At 61.1% G+C, this 14,432-nt stretch carries 11 protein-coding genes; 10 read left to right on the forward strand and 1 reads right to left on the reverse strand.

Going from position 1 to position 14,432, the window contains the following annotated elements:
* Position 1: 1 nt before the first annotated feature.
* Entirely contained in the window at positions 2-1,960 is a 1,959-nt protein-coding gene (locus tag VDP61_RS00880; RefSeq protein ID WP_416236475.1) for a heavy metal translocating P-type ATPase, read from the reverse strand.
* A 456-nt stretch (positions 1,961-2,416) separates the two neighbouring features.
* On the opposite strand from VDP61_RS00880, the gene VDP61_RS00885 reads away from it, so the two are divergent.
* The 10 genes from VDP61_RS00885 (at position 2,417) to VDP61_RS00930 (ending at position 14,431) form a co-directional block, all read left to right on the forward strand.
* Positions 2,417-3,025: a TetR/AcrR family transcriptional regulator gene (locus VDP61_RS00885; RefSeq protein ID WP_323005054.1), complete on the forward strand. Its 609-nt coding sequence runs from the start codon at positions 2,417-2,419 to the stop codon at positions 3,023-3,025.
* Positions 3,022-4,380, forward strand: coding sequence for a hypothetical protein (locus VDP61_RS00890; protein WP_323005055.1), 1,359 nt, complete (start codon positions 3,022-3,024; stop codon positions 4,378-4,380). Before VDP61_RS00885 ends, VDP61_RS00890 begins: the two co-directional genes overlap by 4 nt.
* Complete coding sequence (locus VDP61_RS00895; RefSeq protein ID WP_323005056.1) at positions 4,377-7,466, forward strand: efflux RND transporter permease subunit; 3,090 nt, start codon at positions 4,377-4,379, stop codon at positions 7,464-7,466. The genes VDP61_RS00890 and VDP61_RS00895 overlap by 4 nt, the downstream gene beginning before the upstream one ends.
* Before the next feature lie 468 nt (positions 7,467-7,934).
* Positions 7,935-8,099 (forward strand): hemin uptake protein HemP, encoded by a 165-nt coding sequence (hemP, locus tag VDP61_RS00900; RefSeq protein ID WP_415233880.1) that lies wholly within the window; start codon positions 7,935-7,937, stop codon positions 8,097-8,099.
* Positions 8,096-8,614 carry a hypothetical protein gene (locus tag VDP61_RS00905; RefSeq protein ID WP_323005058.1) on the forward strand — a complete coding sequence of 173 codons (519 nt, stop codon included), beginning with the start codon at positions 8,096-8,098 and terminating at the stop codon, positions 8,612-8,614. The genes hemP and VDP61_RS00905 overlap by 4 nt, the downstream gene beginning before the upstream one ends.
* Positions 8,615-8,653: 39 nt before the next feature.
* Entirely contained in the window at positions 8,654-9,913 is a 1,260-nt protein-coding gene (locus tag VDP61_RS00910) for an imelysin family protein (protein WP_323005059.1), read from the forward strand.
* 76 nt (positions 9,914-9,989) lie between these two features.
* A complete protein-coding gene (locus VDP61_RS00915; protein WP_323005060.1) occupies positions 9,990-11,504 on the forward strand; it encodes a di-heme oxidoredictase family protein in 1,515 nt (504 codons plus the stop codon).
* A 1-nt stretch (position 11,505) separates the two neighbouring features.
* A complete protein-coding gene (locus VDP61_RS00920) occupies positions 11,506-12,474 on the forward strand; it encodes an imelysin family protein (protein ID WP_323005061.1) in 969 nt (322 codons plus the stop codon).
* A 1-nt stretch (position 12,475) separates the two neighbouring features.
* Positions 12,476-13,534 (forward strand): DUF1513 domain-containing protein, encoded by a 1,059-nt coding sequence (locus VDP61_RS00925; protein WP_323005062.1) that lies wholly within the window; start codon positions 12,476-12,478, stop codon positions 13,532-13,534.
* A gap of 183 nt (positions 13,535-13,717) precedes the next feature.
* Positions 13,718-14,431 (forward strand): endonuclease/exonuclease/phosphatase family protein, encoded by a 714-nt coding sequence (locus tag VDP61_RS00930; protein WP_323005063.1) that lies wholly within the window; start codon positions 13,718-13,720, stop codon positions 14,429-14,431.
* The last annotated feature ends 1 nt before the right edge of the window (position 14,432 follow it).

The following is a 14,432-nucleotide window of genomic DNA, read 5'->3' on the forward strand; positions in this document are numbered from 1 at the left end:
CTCATGCAGCGGCCGCTTTTGGCCCGCGGATTGGCGTATCGCGCGTCGCCTTGCGCGCGGGATTCAACAGCAGGCGCAGCCCGTTCAGCACCACCAGCACCGTACCGCCTTCATGGCCGACGACCGCAAGCGGCAACGGCAGGTCAAAGAACAGCCCGGCGATGACCAAAATCACCATGACTCCGATGGCAAAGATCAGGTTCTGGCGGATGATCCGTGCGGCGCGGCGGGCAAGACGGTGGGCATCGGCAAGCTGACGCATATCCTCCGACAGCAGGGCCACATCGGCGGCTTGCAACGCCACCTCGGACCCCGCGGCCCCCATCGCGATGCCGATATCGGCGCGCGCAAGGGCTGCGGCATCATTCACGCCATCACCGACAAAGGCCACCTTGCCGCTCTCGGCCAGCGTGGCGACGGCCTGCACCTTATCCTCGGGCAGCATTTCGGCGTGAATCTCTGCCTCGGCCAGGCCGAGTTCCGCCCCGATCCGCAGCGCCACCGCGCGCCTGTCGCCGGTCATCATCACGATCCGGCGCACACCGCTGGCCTGCAGCGCGGCAATCGCAGGGGCCGAGCTGGGCCGCACCTCATCCGCCACACTGACCGCACCCAGAACCGTTGCCCCGCGCCCCAGATAGATCACCGTATCACTGCCCTCGGCCAAGGCCTGCAATTGCTGCGCATCAATCGGCGCGCCCATAGTTTCGGCCAGATAGGGGTTTCCGGCCCAGATCGGCCCCAGATCATCCTGCCCGGTAATCCCGATCCCCGGCCGGGCGCTGACCTCGTGCACCTCGATCGGGGCAAGCCCGCGCTTGGTCGCCGCGCGCCGGATTGCAGCGGCGACATGGTGTTCGGACTGCGCCTCCAGCCCGGCCAGAAGCGACAAAAACCCCGCCTCGTCACCATCCAGCGCCACAATTTGCGTCACCGCCGCCTGCCCTTTGGTCAGCGTTCCGGTCTTGTCAAAAGCAAAACTATCAACGGCAGCAAGGGTTTCCAGCGCCGCCCCGCCTTTGAACAGCACCCCCATGCGCGCGGCGGCAGACAGCGCCGACAGGATCGCGGCAGGGACCGAGATGACAATCGCGCAGGGGCTGGCCGCAACCAGCAACGTCGCCGCCTTGTAAAGCGCTGGCTTCCAATCACCACCCAGCCAGTAGAAACCGGCAAAGGCAAGCACCGCCCCGATCAGCACCGCAATGGTATAGCGCTGGCCAAACCAGGCGCTGAAGCGTTCGGACGGGGCCTTGGCCGCCTGCGCCTGCGTGACCAGCCGGATCATGCGGGCGATGGTGCTTTCACCAACGGTGCGGGTGATCGTGACCTCCAGCACCCCGTCAAGGTTCACCGTCGCTTCAAACACCGGCTGGCCCACGGTTTTGGAAACGGGCATGGATTCGCCGGTGATATTGGCCTCATCAAACCCGCCGCGGCCCAGGCTGATGGTGCCATCGCTCGGCACCCGCGCACCGGGGCGCAGCACTACCGTATCACCAACCTCCAGCGCGTCTGCCGCCACCTCCTCCACCCCGCCCGACGCGGTTTTGCGAAGCGCGGTTTCAGGGCGCAGCGCCATCAGCGCCTCGATCGCGCTGCGCGCACGGCCAAGCGCGCGTTCCTCCAGCGTGCCCGCCACGCTGAACAGCGTCAGCAAAACCGCGCCTTCCAGCGGTGCGCCCACCGCAGCGGCAGCCACGGCGGCAACCACCATCAGCAGGTCAATATCCAGAACATGCTCGCTCCAAAGCGCCGAAAGCGCCCGCCACGCCGCAGGCACGCCCCCCGCAAGGTAAACAATCGCCAGCGAAGGCAGGGTGACCATTGCAAGCCCGTCAACCGGCAGCCACGCCCCGGCCATACCCAAAAGCATACCCAGCACCGTCAGCGCCGACAGAATGAAAGCGGGGTCGCGCAGCAGCGGCTTGGGCGCGCTTTGTTTTGCTACCTCGGTCACACCTGTACCCCGCAAATTACCGCATGCAGATCACGAGAGCCGAACGGAGCCAGCAAAAGCGCCACCCTATAAATAATCGCTTTCATAAAACTCCGATCCGTGTTTTGGCCCCCCATGTCTCAGGGCATGTTGCGCCTTGGCTGCGCCGAAACATGGGTTCGATGTTTGCCGAAACCGGGGCAGGGCACAAGGCTGCTCTGTCACGGCGGAACCGGCCCCACCAGCACCCCGACATTGTCAGCAACAGACGAACCCCGGCGCAAAGCGAAAATGACAAAAAACCGGCGGCGATTGTTTGGACTTGAATTCTGGTCACATCCCGTTAGTTATATCACTATAACCAGATACTCACCATATCGGCATTCCCTTTGCAATCTGAAATCATCACCCGCCCCGAAATCTTCCCCGGCCCCATATCCGCGCCGGCCAATCGTAAAATCGAATGAGGCGGCAGCCATGAATACGCGCAAACCTTCGCAAGATCGAAAGGCCGAGATTGTGGCCGCCATGCTTGATCTGGCGTTTGAGGTGGGGCCTGCCCATGTAACGACCGGCATGCTTGCGGCACGGCTTGGGCTGACGCAACCCGCCATCTACAAACATTTTCCCAACAAGAAAGACATCTGGCAGGCGGTTACCACCTCGCTTTGCACGCAAATATGCAAGAATGTCGCTGTGGCTACGCAGGCAGGGGGGCCCCCTTTGCAAACGCTCAAGCAGCTTGTCCTTGGCCATTTGCACCTTATCGCCACAACCCCGGCTTTGCCTGAAATCATGACAAGCCGCGATCCGGGCGGCAACCTGACCGAGATCCGCGACCATATCCATGAGGCGATGGGCACATTTCGGGCCGCACTTTACCTGCAGCTGAATGCGGCAAACACGGGCGGGCAATTGCGCGCAGGGATTGCAACGGCGGATGGCATCATGCTGCTGTTCGGAATCATTCAAAGCCTTGTTTTTCGTCTTATCCTGACCCGAAACCCTGCAATCATCGAACAAGACGGAGAACGACTGTTGGACCTGCAATTGGCGCTACTTGGACATGAAGGACATATCCTATGAAAACCGGGCTCAAACTGGTCTTTATCACGCTGCCGCTTGCCGCGATTGGCGTTGGCGTTTTGGCCTATATCATATCCAGCAGCCAGCCGCCTGCCCGCCTTGCAACGGCCGAACGCGCCAGCGCGGTACGGGTGATTTCAGCGCAAACGCGGTCAGTTACCCCCGAAATCACCGGGTTTGGCATTGTCGCACCCGAACGCAGCTTTGAGGCAATTGCCGAAGTGGGGGGGCGGATTGACTATGTGAACCCCGGACTGCGTGATGGGCAGATATTGCCTGTGGGGGATGTGTTGTTCCGCCTGTCACCTGCCGATTTCAACCTTGCCATTGCGCAGGCCAAAGCCAATATCCGCGCCGCCGAGGCGAAACTGGCCGAACTGGATGTATCCGAACAAAACCAACTCAACGCATTGGATATTGAACGCGAGGCGCTTGCGGTGAAAACCTCAGACCTGGCGCGGGCCGAGGCGCTGTTTACCGCCGGAACAACGGCGCAAGGCACCCGCGACGTGACCCGCGCGGCGCATTTGGCCCAGCGCCAAAAGGTACAGGGCATTGAAAGCACGCTGGCGCTGTTCCCGACCCAGCGCGCCGTTCAAACCGAACAAATCGCGGTGTATCAGGCCAGCCTTGCCACGGCCGAACTGAACATGGCCCGCAGCGAAATCACCCTGCCTTTTGCGGCGCGGGTGGCCTCACATTCGATTGAGGCCGGGCAATACCTGAAGGCGGGCCAGACAGCGGCAATCCTCGACGGTATCGACCGGGCCGAAGTGGATGTTCAACTGTCGATGGAAAGCTTTCGCGCGCTCGTGCGTCTGGGCCAAACCACGCCCCCGGCGCTGCTGTTGGATCCCGCCAAAATGACGCAGGCGCTGCACCATATCGGCCTGAATGCGCAAGTGCGGCTGCGGTTGGGCACAGATGTGGTTGCCTGGCCGGCGACAGTTGACAGGATCAGCGATGGCATAAACCAGCAATCGGGCACGATCGGCGTTGTCGTGGTGGTCGAAAACGCCTATGGCAAAACCGGGCCAGACGCACGCCCACCGCTGACAAAGGGCATGTTTGTCGAGGTGATTCTTAGCACGGCCCCCATGCAAGGCGTGGTTTTGCCCCGAAGCGCGCTGCGCGATGGCAAGATATTTGTCGCCGATGCTGACAATCGCTTGCGCAGCGTTTCGGCGTCACCGCTGTTTGAACAGGGCGAAATTGCCGTTTTCACCGATGCTGTTGCCGAAGGCAGCCGCGTTGTGATTGCACCGCCGGTTCCGGTAATCGACGGGCAGTTGTTGGACCCGCACCCCGATGATGCAATCATGTCCCGGCTTATGGGCAAGGGCGTGCCGCAATGATCCGGTTTTTCGCGGCGCATCCCACCATCGCCAATCTGCTGATGATCCTGTTTCTTGCTGCGGGGCTGTTTGTTACGCCAACCCTGCTGCGCGAAACCTTTCCACGCAAAGCGCTGAGCGAGGTTGAAATCAGCGTACCCTACCCCGGCGCGCGCCCCGAAGAGGTGGAAACCGCGATTTGTGAACGGATCGAAAATGCGCTGGATGCGGTAACAGGTGTTGATCGGCAGTCATGCGAAGCCCGTGAAAACCTTGGCCGCGCCGTGGTGAAAATGCGCGAAGGCAATAATTTCCAGACCTTTGTCAATGATGTGAAAACCGAAGTCGATGCAATTGCCGATTTCCCCGAACGGGCCGAGGCTGCGACGGTCAGGCCGCTTGGCCAGACCGATTTTGTCGCTTCGGTTGCGATTACCGGGCCGCAAACCCGCACCGATCTGTATACCTATGCCGAAGAAATCCGCACCCGGATGCTGCGCTGGGGCGGTATTCCCAAAGTCGATATCCGCGGCTTTTCCACGCGTGAATTCCAGATCAATCTGCGCCCTGTTGAATTGCAAAAATTCGGCATTTCGGTTTCCGATGTTGCGCGCGCGGTGCAGGCAAGCAGCCTTGACCTTCCGGCAGGCACCCTTGAGGCCGCAACCGAAACCCTTTTGGTGCGCGTCGCCGAAGAGCGCCAGGACCGCGCATCGCTGGCCGCTTTGATCGTGCGCTCCTCGGCGCAGGGGGGGCAGGTACGGCTGGGCGATATCGCCGATATCACCACGGGCTTTGCGCTGGAAGATGATGTGATCTTGTTTGATGGCCAACCCGCCGCCATTCTCGACATCACCAAACCGCCATCCGAGGACAGCCTGCGCGTGATGGACGCGCTGCAGGCGTTTCTAGGCGCCGAACGCGCACAAGCCCCGGCGGCGGTGACGCTGGCAATCACCGCCGATGGCGTGTCGGTCGTGCGCGAGCGCCTGTCGTTGGTTGTGGTCAACGGGTTGCAAGGGCTGGCCCTTGTGTTCGGCGTGCTGTGGCTTTTCTTTGGCTTTCGCTTTTCATTCTGGGTGGCAATGGGCCTGCCGGTGGCGTTCATGGGGGGCGTTGCGATGATGGCCCTTGTTGGCTACTCGCTGAACCTGATGACATCGCTTGGGCTGCTGATCGTGATCGGCCTGTTGATGGATGATGCGATTGTGATCGCCGAAAACATCGCCCGGCTGCGCGAAAAGGGGCTTGGCGCGCTGGATGCCGCGGTTGAGGGGGCGGTACAGGTGTTTCCCAACGTGCTGGCCTCATTCGGGACGACGGCGATGATCTTTGGCTCGCTCGCCTTTTTGTCGGGTGATCTGGGCGCGGTTTTACGCGTGGTGCCGGTGGTGATGTTGTTCGTGCTGATGGTATCCTTGGTTGAGGCGTTCTTGATATTGCCGCATCATTTGATCCGTTCGCTAGAGGTATCAAACCACGCCACAGGCATCCGCGCGCGGGTAGAGTCGGCTGTCGATTGGACCCGTGAAAACCTTGTCGGGCCGCTGGTCGATACTTGCATCCGCTGGCGCTATGTCGTGGCGGGGCTTAGCATGACGGTGCTTTTGATCTCGGTTGCGATGCTGGCGGGGGGCTATCTGAAATTCACCGCCTTTCCAGAACTGGATGGCGATACGATTGTGGCGCGGGTTTTGCTGCCGCAAGGCACGCCGCTGGCCCGCACCGATGAAATTGTGGGCCAGCTTGAGGCGGGGCTGGAAAAGGTAAACGCCACCTTGACGCCCTTACAGCCCGAAGGGGCCGCCTTGGTGCAGCATATTTCCATTTTCCACGGCCTGAACCGCGATGCGTTTGAAACGGGCGCGCATGTTGTCACGATCAGCGTCGATCTGCTGCCCTCGGCCCAGCGGGTCAGCACCCCGGATGACATCATGGAACTGTGGCGCGATACGGTTGGCCCGGTGCCCGATGTGATCAGCCTGAAATATGCCGAAAGCACAATCGGCCCTGCCGGCATCGCGATTGATCTGCGCTTGAAAGGCGATGATCTGATCGCGCTAAAGGCTGCCTCGACCGAGTTGCAAGATTGGCTGTGGCAATACCAAGGGGTAACCTCGGTGCTGGATGATCTGCGCCCCGGCAAGCGTGAGTTGCGTGTGACATTGAAAGATATCGCGGGGCCAATGGGAATTACCGCCGCAACGGTCGCGGATCAGTTGCGCGCGGCCTATCTGGGCAGCACCATCAGCGAGATGCAGATAGCCGGCAATCTGGTGGAATTAACCGCGCAATTCGGCCCTTCGGACCGAAGCGACCGCGACGTTTTCGACGATTTCACCATCAAACGTGCCGATGGCAGTTATGTGCCGTTGAATATCGTGGCGGATATCGAGATCGGGCAGGGCTACAGCCGGATCAACCATGAAAACGGTATTCGCACCGTGACGGTCCAAGGGTCGATCGACACTCGTTTTGCCAATGCCAATGCGATTGTTGGCGACACGACAACGCGGTTCATACCGGGCCTGCTGGAACGCCACCCAAGCGTTATACTGGATGTCGAAGGCCAGAACGCCGAGGCGGGCAAGACGCAAAAATCCATGGTCAAAGGCTTTTTGATCGGGCTCTTGGGCGTGTTCTTGCTGCTCAGCTTTTTGTTCCGGTCCTATCTTGAACCGATTGTGGTGATGCTGGTCATCCCGCTGTCCCTGCCCGGCGCGATTTTTGGCCATATGGCGATGGGGCTCGATTTTTCAATGCCCAGCATGCTTGGCTTTGTCGCCTTGGCTGGTGTGGTGGTCAACAACTCTATCCTGCTGGTCGACTTTGTGAAACATGAACATGCAGATGCCGAAAGCGTTTCGGTCGCTGCGGCACGGGCCGCAAGGGCGCGGTTTCGGGCGATCTTTCTGACAACCACCACAACCGCCGCAGGCTTGTTGCCAATTCTTACAGAGACCAGCTTGCAAGCGCAAATCCTGATCCCTCTGGTCGCCAGCCTGGTCTTTGGCCTGCTGTCTGCCAGCCTCGTGGTGCTGTTCGTCTTGCCCGCGATCTATGCAATCCTGGATGACCTCGGGCTTAGCACCTTAAGCAAAACCTGATGCCATTGGGCCAATCTGACAGCGGCGCCATCTGCACCCTGGGTCTGTCGCAGATGGGGCCGCCTGTTTGATCGCAGCCTGCTGTCACCATTGAAAAATGGCTAGCGGCGCAGACGGCTTGGCAAAAGAAACCGCACAGGCCGTTGATAATTCATGAAACCCTGGCATTTCGTCAGCCGGTCAAATCGGCTGTCGCGGCATCAAAGGCTGTGCAAAAGAATCGGATTTACATTTCCGACTAAATCAGTCACCTTATGAAAACACGCCAAGCCACCTCACTAGGGAAGCCCGGTCAATTTTTGCAAAGGAGTGCGAAATGCCCCCGCAGCCCAAAGATATGTCATGGCTTCAGACTGCGCCAACACGATCTTCAGCCCCCGTCACATCCGCAGAACTGCTATCGCTGGCGGCAATCGGCGGGTATGCTGAATGGGTGGCTTATGCCGACCTGCGGGCCTCAGATCTGCAATGGGCGTCGCGGTGACCAAGGTTTGCGCGCCCCCCACAGAAACGACGCCCGTGTATGATGCCCGCGACTTGACCCAAGGGCAGCACGTCGCCCAGATCACGCTGGATACCCAGACCTATACCTTGCGCATCACCAAAGCTGGAAAGTTGATTTTGACAAAATGAGCATCGCCTGGACCCTGAAAGAGCCCGATGACCGGCCTGCCCCAACAAACCGCGGCGGCGCGCCTGTGGGGCATGTCGCCGAACTGCCCCCACTCGAACGCGCGGCGCTGCTGTATTTTCGCCAATGGCGGAATGGGCCCAACGGACGCGAGGCGGTTGCCCATGCGTTTTCACAGGTGTTCACGCCGACCCGCGCGGTGCAAGAGGTCAACACCCTGGCGGCGCTGATGGCCTATCTGAGCGTTGGGCAGCGGCGGCCAATCATGGGCCATTGTACAGGCTGCGCCTGCTTTGGTGGCGATGAAAGCGCCTTTGTCAATTTGGTCGCCGCCGCCGCCGCAGACGACAAAGAAGATGCGATGGCCTTTGCGCTAACCTTGATGCGGCCCGATGCGGCATGGCAGGCTGTGATGGCCGCCAAAGATTTCGGCCTTGCGCTGCTTGGCCTGAACCGCAGTTTTGTGGCGACCGAGATGGCCCTGCCCGCTTGGCCTGCACCCAAAACACGACACTGACCTGATCCAGACCTGAAAACCGATATATAAGGAAATCTGATGCGTTTGACCTTGCTTGCCAGCCTTGCCACGACAACAATTTTCACGCTGCCCGCATTTGCCGCGACCCCGCAAGAGGTGGTTACAACCTATTCCAATATCGCGGCAGCCGCGTATGGTGACAGCCTGACGACAGCATTGGCCCTGCAAGTGGCGGTGCAAGCCCTGACAGATTCGCCGTCCGAAACCAGCTTGGCCGCTGCGCGCAGCGCCTGGCTGGCAGCGCGTGTGCCGTATCAGCAAACCGAGGCTTTCCGCTTTGGCAATCCTATTGTGGATGATTGGGAAGGCAAGGTAAACGCTTGGCCCCTGGATGAAGGGCTGATTGATTATGTAGATACCAGCTATGGCCAATCCGAGGAAAACCCCCTGTCAACGCTGAACATCATCGCCACGCCGCGCTTTACGCTGTCGGGCAGCGATATTGACGCCAGCGCCCTTACGCCAGCGTTTCTGTCGGAAACCCTGCACGAAGCTGACGGGATAGAGGCGAATGTCGCCACCGGCTATCACGCGATCGAATTTCTGCTGTGGGGGCAAGATCTGAACGGCACCGGGCCGGGCGCAGGGGCGCGAAGCTGGACCGATTATGCCGCAGGCACTGCCTGCACCAATGACAATTGTGACCGCCGCGCGGCCTATCTTGGCGCTGCGACCGACCTGTTGGTCGATGATCTGACCTATATGGCCGCCCAATGGGGGGATGGTGGCGCCGCCCGTACCGCCCTAGCGGAAAACCCGACCGCAGCCCTTTCGGCCATGCTGACCGGCATGGGCAGCCTGTCTTATGGTGAACTGGCGGGCGAGCGGATGCGGCTTGGCGTCATGCTCAATGACCCTGAAGAAGAGCATGATTGCTTTTCCGACAACACCCATAACAGCCATTACTACGATGGCCTGGGCATCCAGAACGTCTATCTTGGCCGCTACATTCGGGTAGATGGCACCACGGTTTCCGGCCCCTCGCTGGCGGATCTGGTCGCCGCTGCCGATCCTGCGGTTGATGCGCAGCTTCAGGCCGAGCTGGCAGCCTCGGTTGCAGCCTTGGGTGCGGTTAAGGCAAAGGCCGAAGCGGGGATGGCCTATGACCAGATGTTGGCAGCGGGCAATGCAGAAGGTGAGGCGCTGATCATGGGGGCGGTCGCGGCGCTGGTGACGCAAACCGCCTCGATCAACCGTGCTGTCACTGCGCTTGGCCTTGGGGCAGCCACCTTTGAAGGTTCTGAAAGCCTTGATAATCCGGGGTCCGTTTTCCAATAATCCCACATACGGCCCGCTTGTTTCTGATTGAACCGGTCAGGCATGTCTCTTGGGAAAAGCGGGCAAGGAGGCCCCTATGGTTCGTTTCTCGCTTTTTCTTATGCTGCTGGCCAGCCCTGCGCTGGGGCAACCGCTTGGTGACGGGCATCTGAACATCATTGCGCGCAGCGCCGCTGAATCTGCGCGTATTGCGCAGGTGGTGGCCCCGACCAATGATTTCAGCAAGCCCGAGCATTTTGAGGACAAACCGGCAGGGGCCGCCACGGTGCGCGCCCGTGGCAATGCCGATGCATTTTCGCAGCTATCGGGCAATATGCCCTTCGCGCGTGAAATGGATTTCAAACTGGGCAATGCATTGTTCCGCAAGTCTTGGGTGGCGTCTCCCTCGTCGACTCTGGCCTCGGATGGGCTGGGGCCGCTGTATAACGCGCGGGCCTGTCAGGATTGCCACCTGAAAGATGGGCGCGGCCACACCCCCGCAGGCCCCGATGACAAATCCGTGTCGATGTTTCTGCGCCTGTCCATCCCCGCCACCGCTGCAAGCACCGAAATCGAAATTGAGGATTGGATCGCAACGGTGGATGAGCCGCGCTATGGTGGCCAGTTGCAAGATTTTGCCACCCCCGGCCAGACCGCCGAGGCACAGATGAAAATCACCTATAGTGACCTGCCGGTGACGCTTGCTGATGGCAGCGTGATCACCCTGCGCGCGCCCCGCTATTCGCTTGCCGATCTGGGCTATGGCCCGCTGCATCCAGACACAATGCTGTCGCCTCGCGTCGCCCCGCAGATGATCGGTCTGGGCCTGCTAGAGGCGATCCCCGCTGCAGACATTCTTGCCAGATCCGACCCAAAGGATGCCGATGGGGACGGCATCTCGGGGCGCCCGGCTATCGTGCCGAGCGCGGAATTCGGCGTGCCGATGCTGGGGCGATTTGGCTATAAAGGCGGCGCGGCCACGGTAAAGGACCAGTCGGCGGCGGCCTTTCTGGGCGATATGGGGCTGTCTTCACCGCTGCACCCCCTGCCTTGGGGCGATTGCACGGATTTTCAGGCCGATTGCCGCAACGCGCCACATGGCCAAGAACCGGACAACCGGGATGGGCTGGAAGTGGATATGCAAAGCCTTGATCTGGTGACATTCTATGCCCGAAATCTTGCTGTGCCTGCGCGGCGCGATATCGCCGATCCGCAGGTCTTGCGTGGCAAAGAGGTGTTTTACACCCTCAACTGCATCGCCTGTCATACCCCCAAACATGTAACCAATCGTCTGCAAAATCAGCCCGAACAAAGCTTTCAACTGATCTGGCCCTATACCGATCTTTTGCTGCATGACATGGGCGAGGGGCTGGCCGACAACCGCCCCGAGGGTCGCGCGACCGGCCGCGAATGGAAAACCCCGCCGCTTTGGGGTATCGGCCTGACAGAACAGGTATCAAACCACAGCGAATTCTTGCATGATGGCCGCGCGCGAAGCCTGTTAGAGGCCATTCTTTGGCATGGCGGCGAGGCGCAAGCCGCCCGTGACGGGGTTATCGTGCTTGATACCAAAGACCGCGCTGCCCTCATCACATTTCTGGAAAGCCTTTGATATGTTTCGTGCCCTGATCCTTTCTGTCTTCCTTGCCACCCCCGCGCTCGCCGACTTTCCGCAAGCGGTGGCCGAACATATCTTGCCCGGCTATGCCAATTTTGCGCTGGCCACCCAAACCCTGTCCGATGCTGCCGCAACCGCCTGCGAGGCCGAAACCCTGCGCCCGGCCTTTCAGACCGCATTTGATGCGTGGATGGGGGTGCAACATTTACGCTTTGGCCCGGTGGAACAGGGCGGTCTTGGCCTTTCCATCGGGTTTTGGCCGGACCCCAAGGGCAGCGGCGCGCGGGCGCAGGCTGCCCTGCTGACAGCCGAGCCCGCCGTTTTGGAGCCGGATAATTTCGCCCAGCAATCCATCGCCGCGCGGGGGCTTTTCGCCTTGGAACGTCTGCTCTATCCGGCCGAGCCCCTGCCCGCCGATCCATGCGCCCTGATCCGCGCCACGACGCATGACCTTGCCCGCGTGGCCGCGCTGATCAACACCGCCTGGACAACCGATTATGCGCAGACCGTGCTGACGGCAGGCGAGGCCGGGAACAGCATTTACCTGACCCGCCCCGAGGTGCGCCAAGCCTTGTTCACCCAGCTTGTCACCTCGCTGGAGTTCACCGATGACAGCCGCCTGGGCCGCCCGCTTGGCATCTTCAGCAAACCGCGCCCCGAACGCGCCGAGGCCAGGGCGTCGGGCCGCTCGTTGCGCAATATCCTGCTGTCCTTGCAGGCGCAGCGGGCGTTGGTGGCAACCCTGACACCCGACGCGCCGCAAACCATGGCCGCGTTTGACCACGCCATTCATCTTGCGCAAACGCTGGATGACCCGGTGCTTGCGGGCGTCGCCGACCCGGAATCGCGACTGAAGGTAGAAATCTTGCAACAGGCGATCAAGGCGTTGCGCGAAACGGTGCTGTCTGAACTGGGCCCCGAACTGGATGTCGGCATCGGTTTTAACGCGGCGGATGGCGATTGACATGACCAGCCGCCGCGCCTTTCTTGCAGGCCTTGCCGCCGCCACCTGGCCAAGCCTGACCTGGGCCGACATCGGCAATCCGGCCTTTCTGGCTGCAGGCAAGCAGGGGCAGGGTTTTGTGCTGCACGGGCTGTCAGACCTGGGCGCAAGCCTGTTTCAAATTCCCCTGCCTGCGCGCGGCCATGCGGCGGCAGCCCACCCGACACGGCCCCTTGCCGTGGCCTTTGCCCGCCGCCCCGGTCAATTCGCTTTTGTGATTGATTGCGCAACCGGCGCTGTTTTGCACCGTCTTGCCCCCGCAGCGAACCGCCAATTCAACGGCCATGGCGCGTTTTCAAGCGATGGCAGCCTGCTGATGACCTCAGAGGTGGTTGCCGAAGGGTCTGCCGGGCGCATTGGCCTGTGGGAGACGCGGCACTTTCAAAGGATCACGGAATGGGACAGTGGCGGCATTGGCCCACATGACATCAAACGCCTGCCCGATGGCCGGATTGTCGTGGCCAATGGCGGCATTCAAACCGACCCGTTAGACCGCAGCAAACTGAACCTGGGCCAGATGCGCCCGAACCTGAGCCTGCTATCGGCCAATGGCACGCTGTTGGATCAGGCAGAGCTGCCGCCGGAATACCGCGCCAATTCCATCCGCCACCTTGCGCTGCTGCCGGGTCAGATCGCCTTTGCCATGCAATGGGAAGGCGACAAGGCCGATGCAGTGCCGCTTGTGGGCCTGTGGTCGCCCGGCAGCTTGCCCCGGCTGTGCCCGGCGGCACCGACCGAGGCGCATGTGATGCAGGGCTATGCCGGTTCCATCGCCGCCCTTGCCGATGGCAGCCGCCTTGCCGTCACCTCTGCCCCCGGCGGCGCGGTGATGCTGTTTGATGGCAGCGGCACGCCTATCGCAACCCATTTCCGCGCCGATCTAAGCGGCGTTGCCGCCCTTGGCCCGGCGTTTACCGTCTCTGACGGGCTGGGCGCAGTCTGGGCCTGTGCGGACAGCGGCCTGTCACTGCGTCAGCGCCACCGGGTCGCCTGGGATAACCATCTTATCGCATTGATTTGATCGGCTGGCAGGCCACGGCAGGCGCGCTGCCTGTTTCGGCCCGCGCCCATCGCTGCTATGGGCTATGGGGAAATCAACGTATCCGCCATCTGTCAGCGCACAGATCGCGCCCCAACCCAGTGTACGAGGCCAGGCGGCGGCCCTTTGCAAGCCCCCCGTCCAATGTAGCAGGAGCGATAACGCATGACTGAACTAAGGCTTGCCAGTTGGAATATCCGCGCGGGCTTGGGGCGCGATCTGCGGCGGCGGCCACAGCGCACAATTGACGTGATCACCGGCCTTGATGCCGATGTCGTTTTGCTGCAAGAGGCCGATTTTCGCCGCCATCCCCGCCCCGCCGCGCTGCCAAGGTTGCACGGCCGTATCGGGCCATTCGACGTGATTGACCTGACTCCAACCGGCGTTGGGCTGGGCTGGCATGGCATTGCAATGCTCAAGCGCCCCGGTATCGACGTCACCGCCATCAGGCGGCTGGACCTGCCCGCGCTGGAGCCGAGGGGGGCTGTTATCGTCGATCTGGAAATTGCAAGCCAACCGGTTCGGATCGTCGGGCTTCACCTTGGCCTTTTGCGCAGCAACCGCCGCAAGCAGATTGCCTATGTCATTGACACCTTGATAAAACTTGACCGTAAGCCGACAATCCTTGCCGGAGATTTCAACGAATGGCGAGAGTGGAAGGGCCTGGAGACAGTCCCCAAATGGCTAAAGACCCACAGTCCGGGGCCAACCTTTCCGGCGGGTCTTCCCCTGCTGAAGCTGGACAGGGTCGCCCTGAGCGATGATATAGACATCTTGGCCAGCATGGTGCTTAATGATGATGGTTCGCGGATGGCGTCGGATCATCGTCCCATCTGTGTGACGGTTCGCTTGCCGGTTCGGGGAACGAAAGCAATCTGAT

The sequence above is a fragment of the Pseudorhodobacter sp. genome, from assembly GCF_034675685.1.
Taxonomy (GTDB): Bacteria; Pseudomonadota; Alphaproteobacteria; order Rhodobacterales; family Rhodobacteraceae; genus Pseudorhodobacter.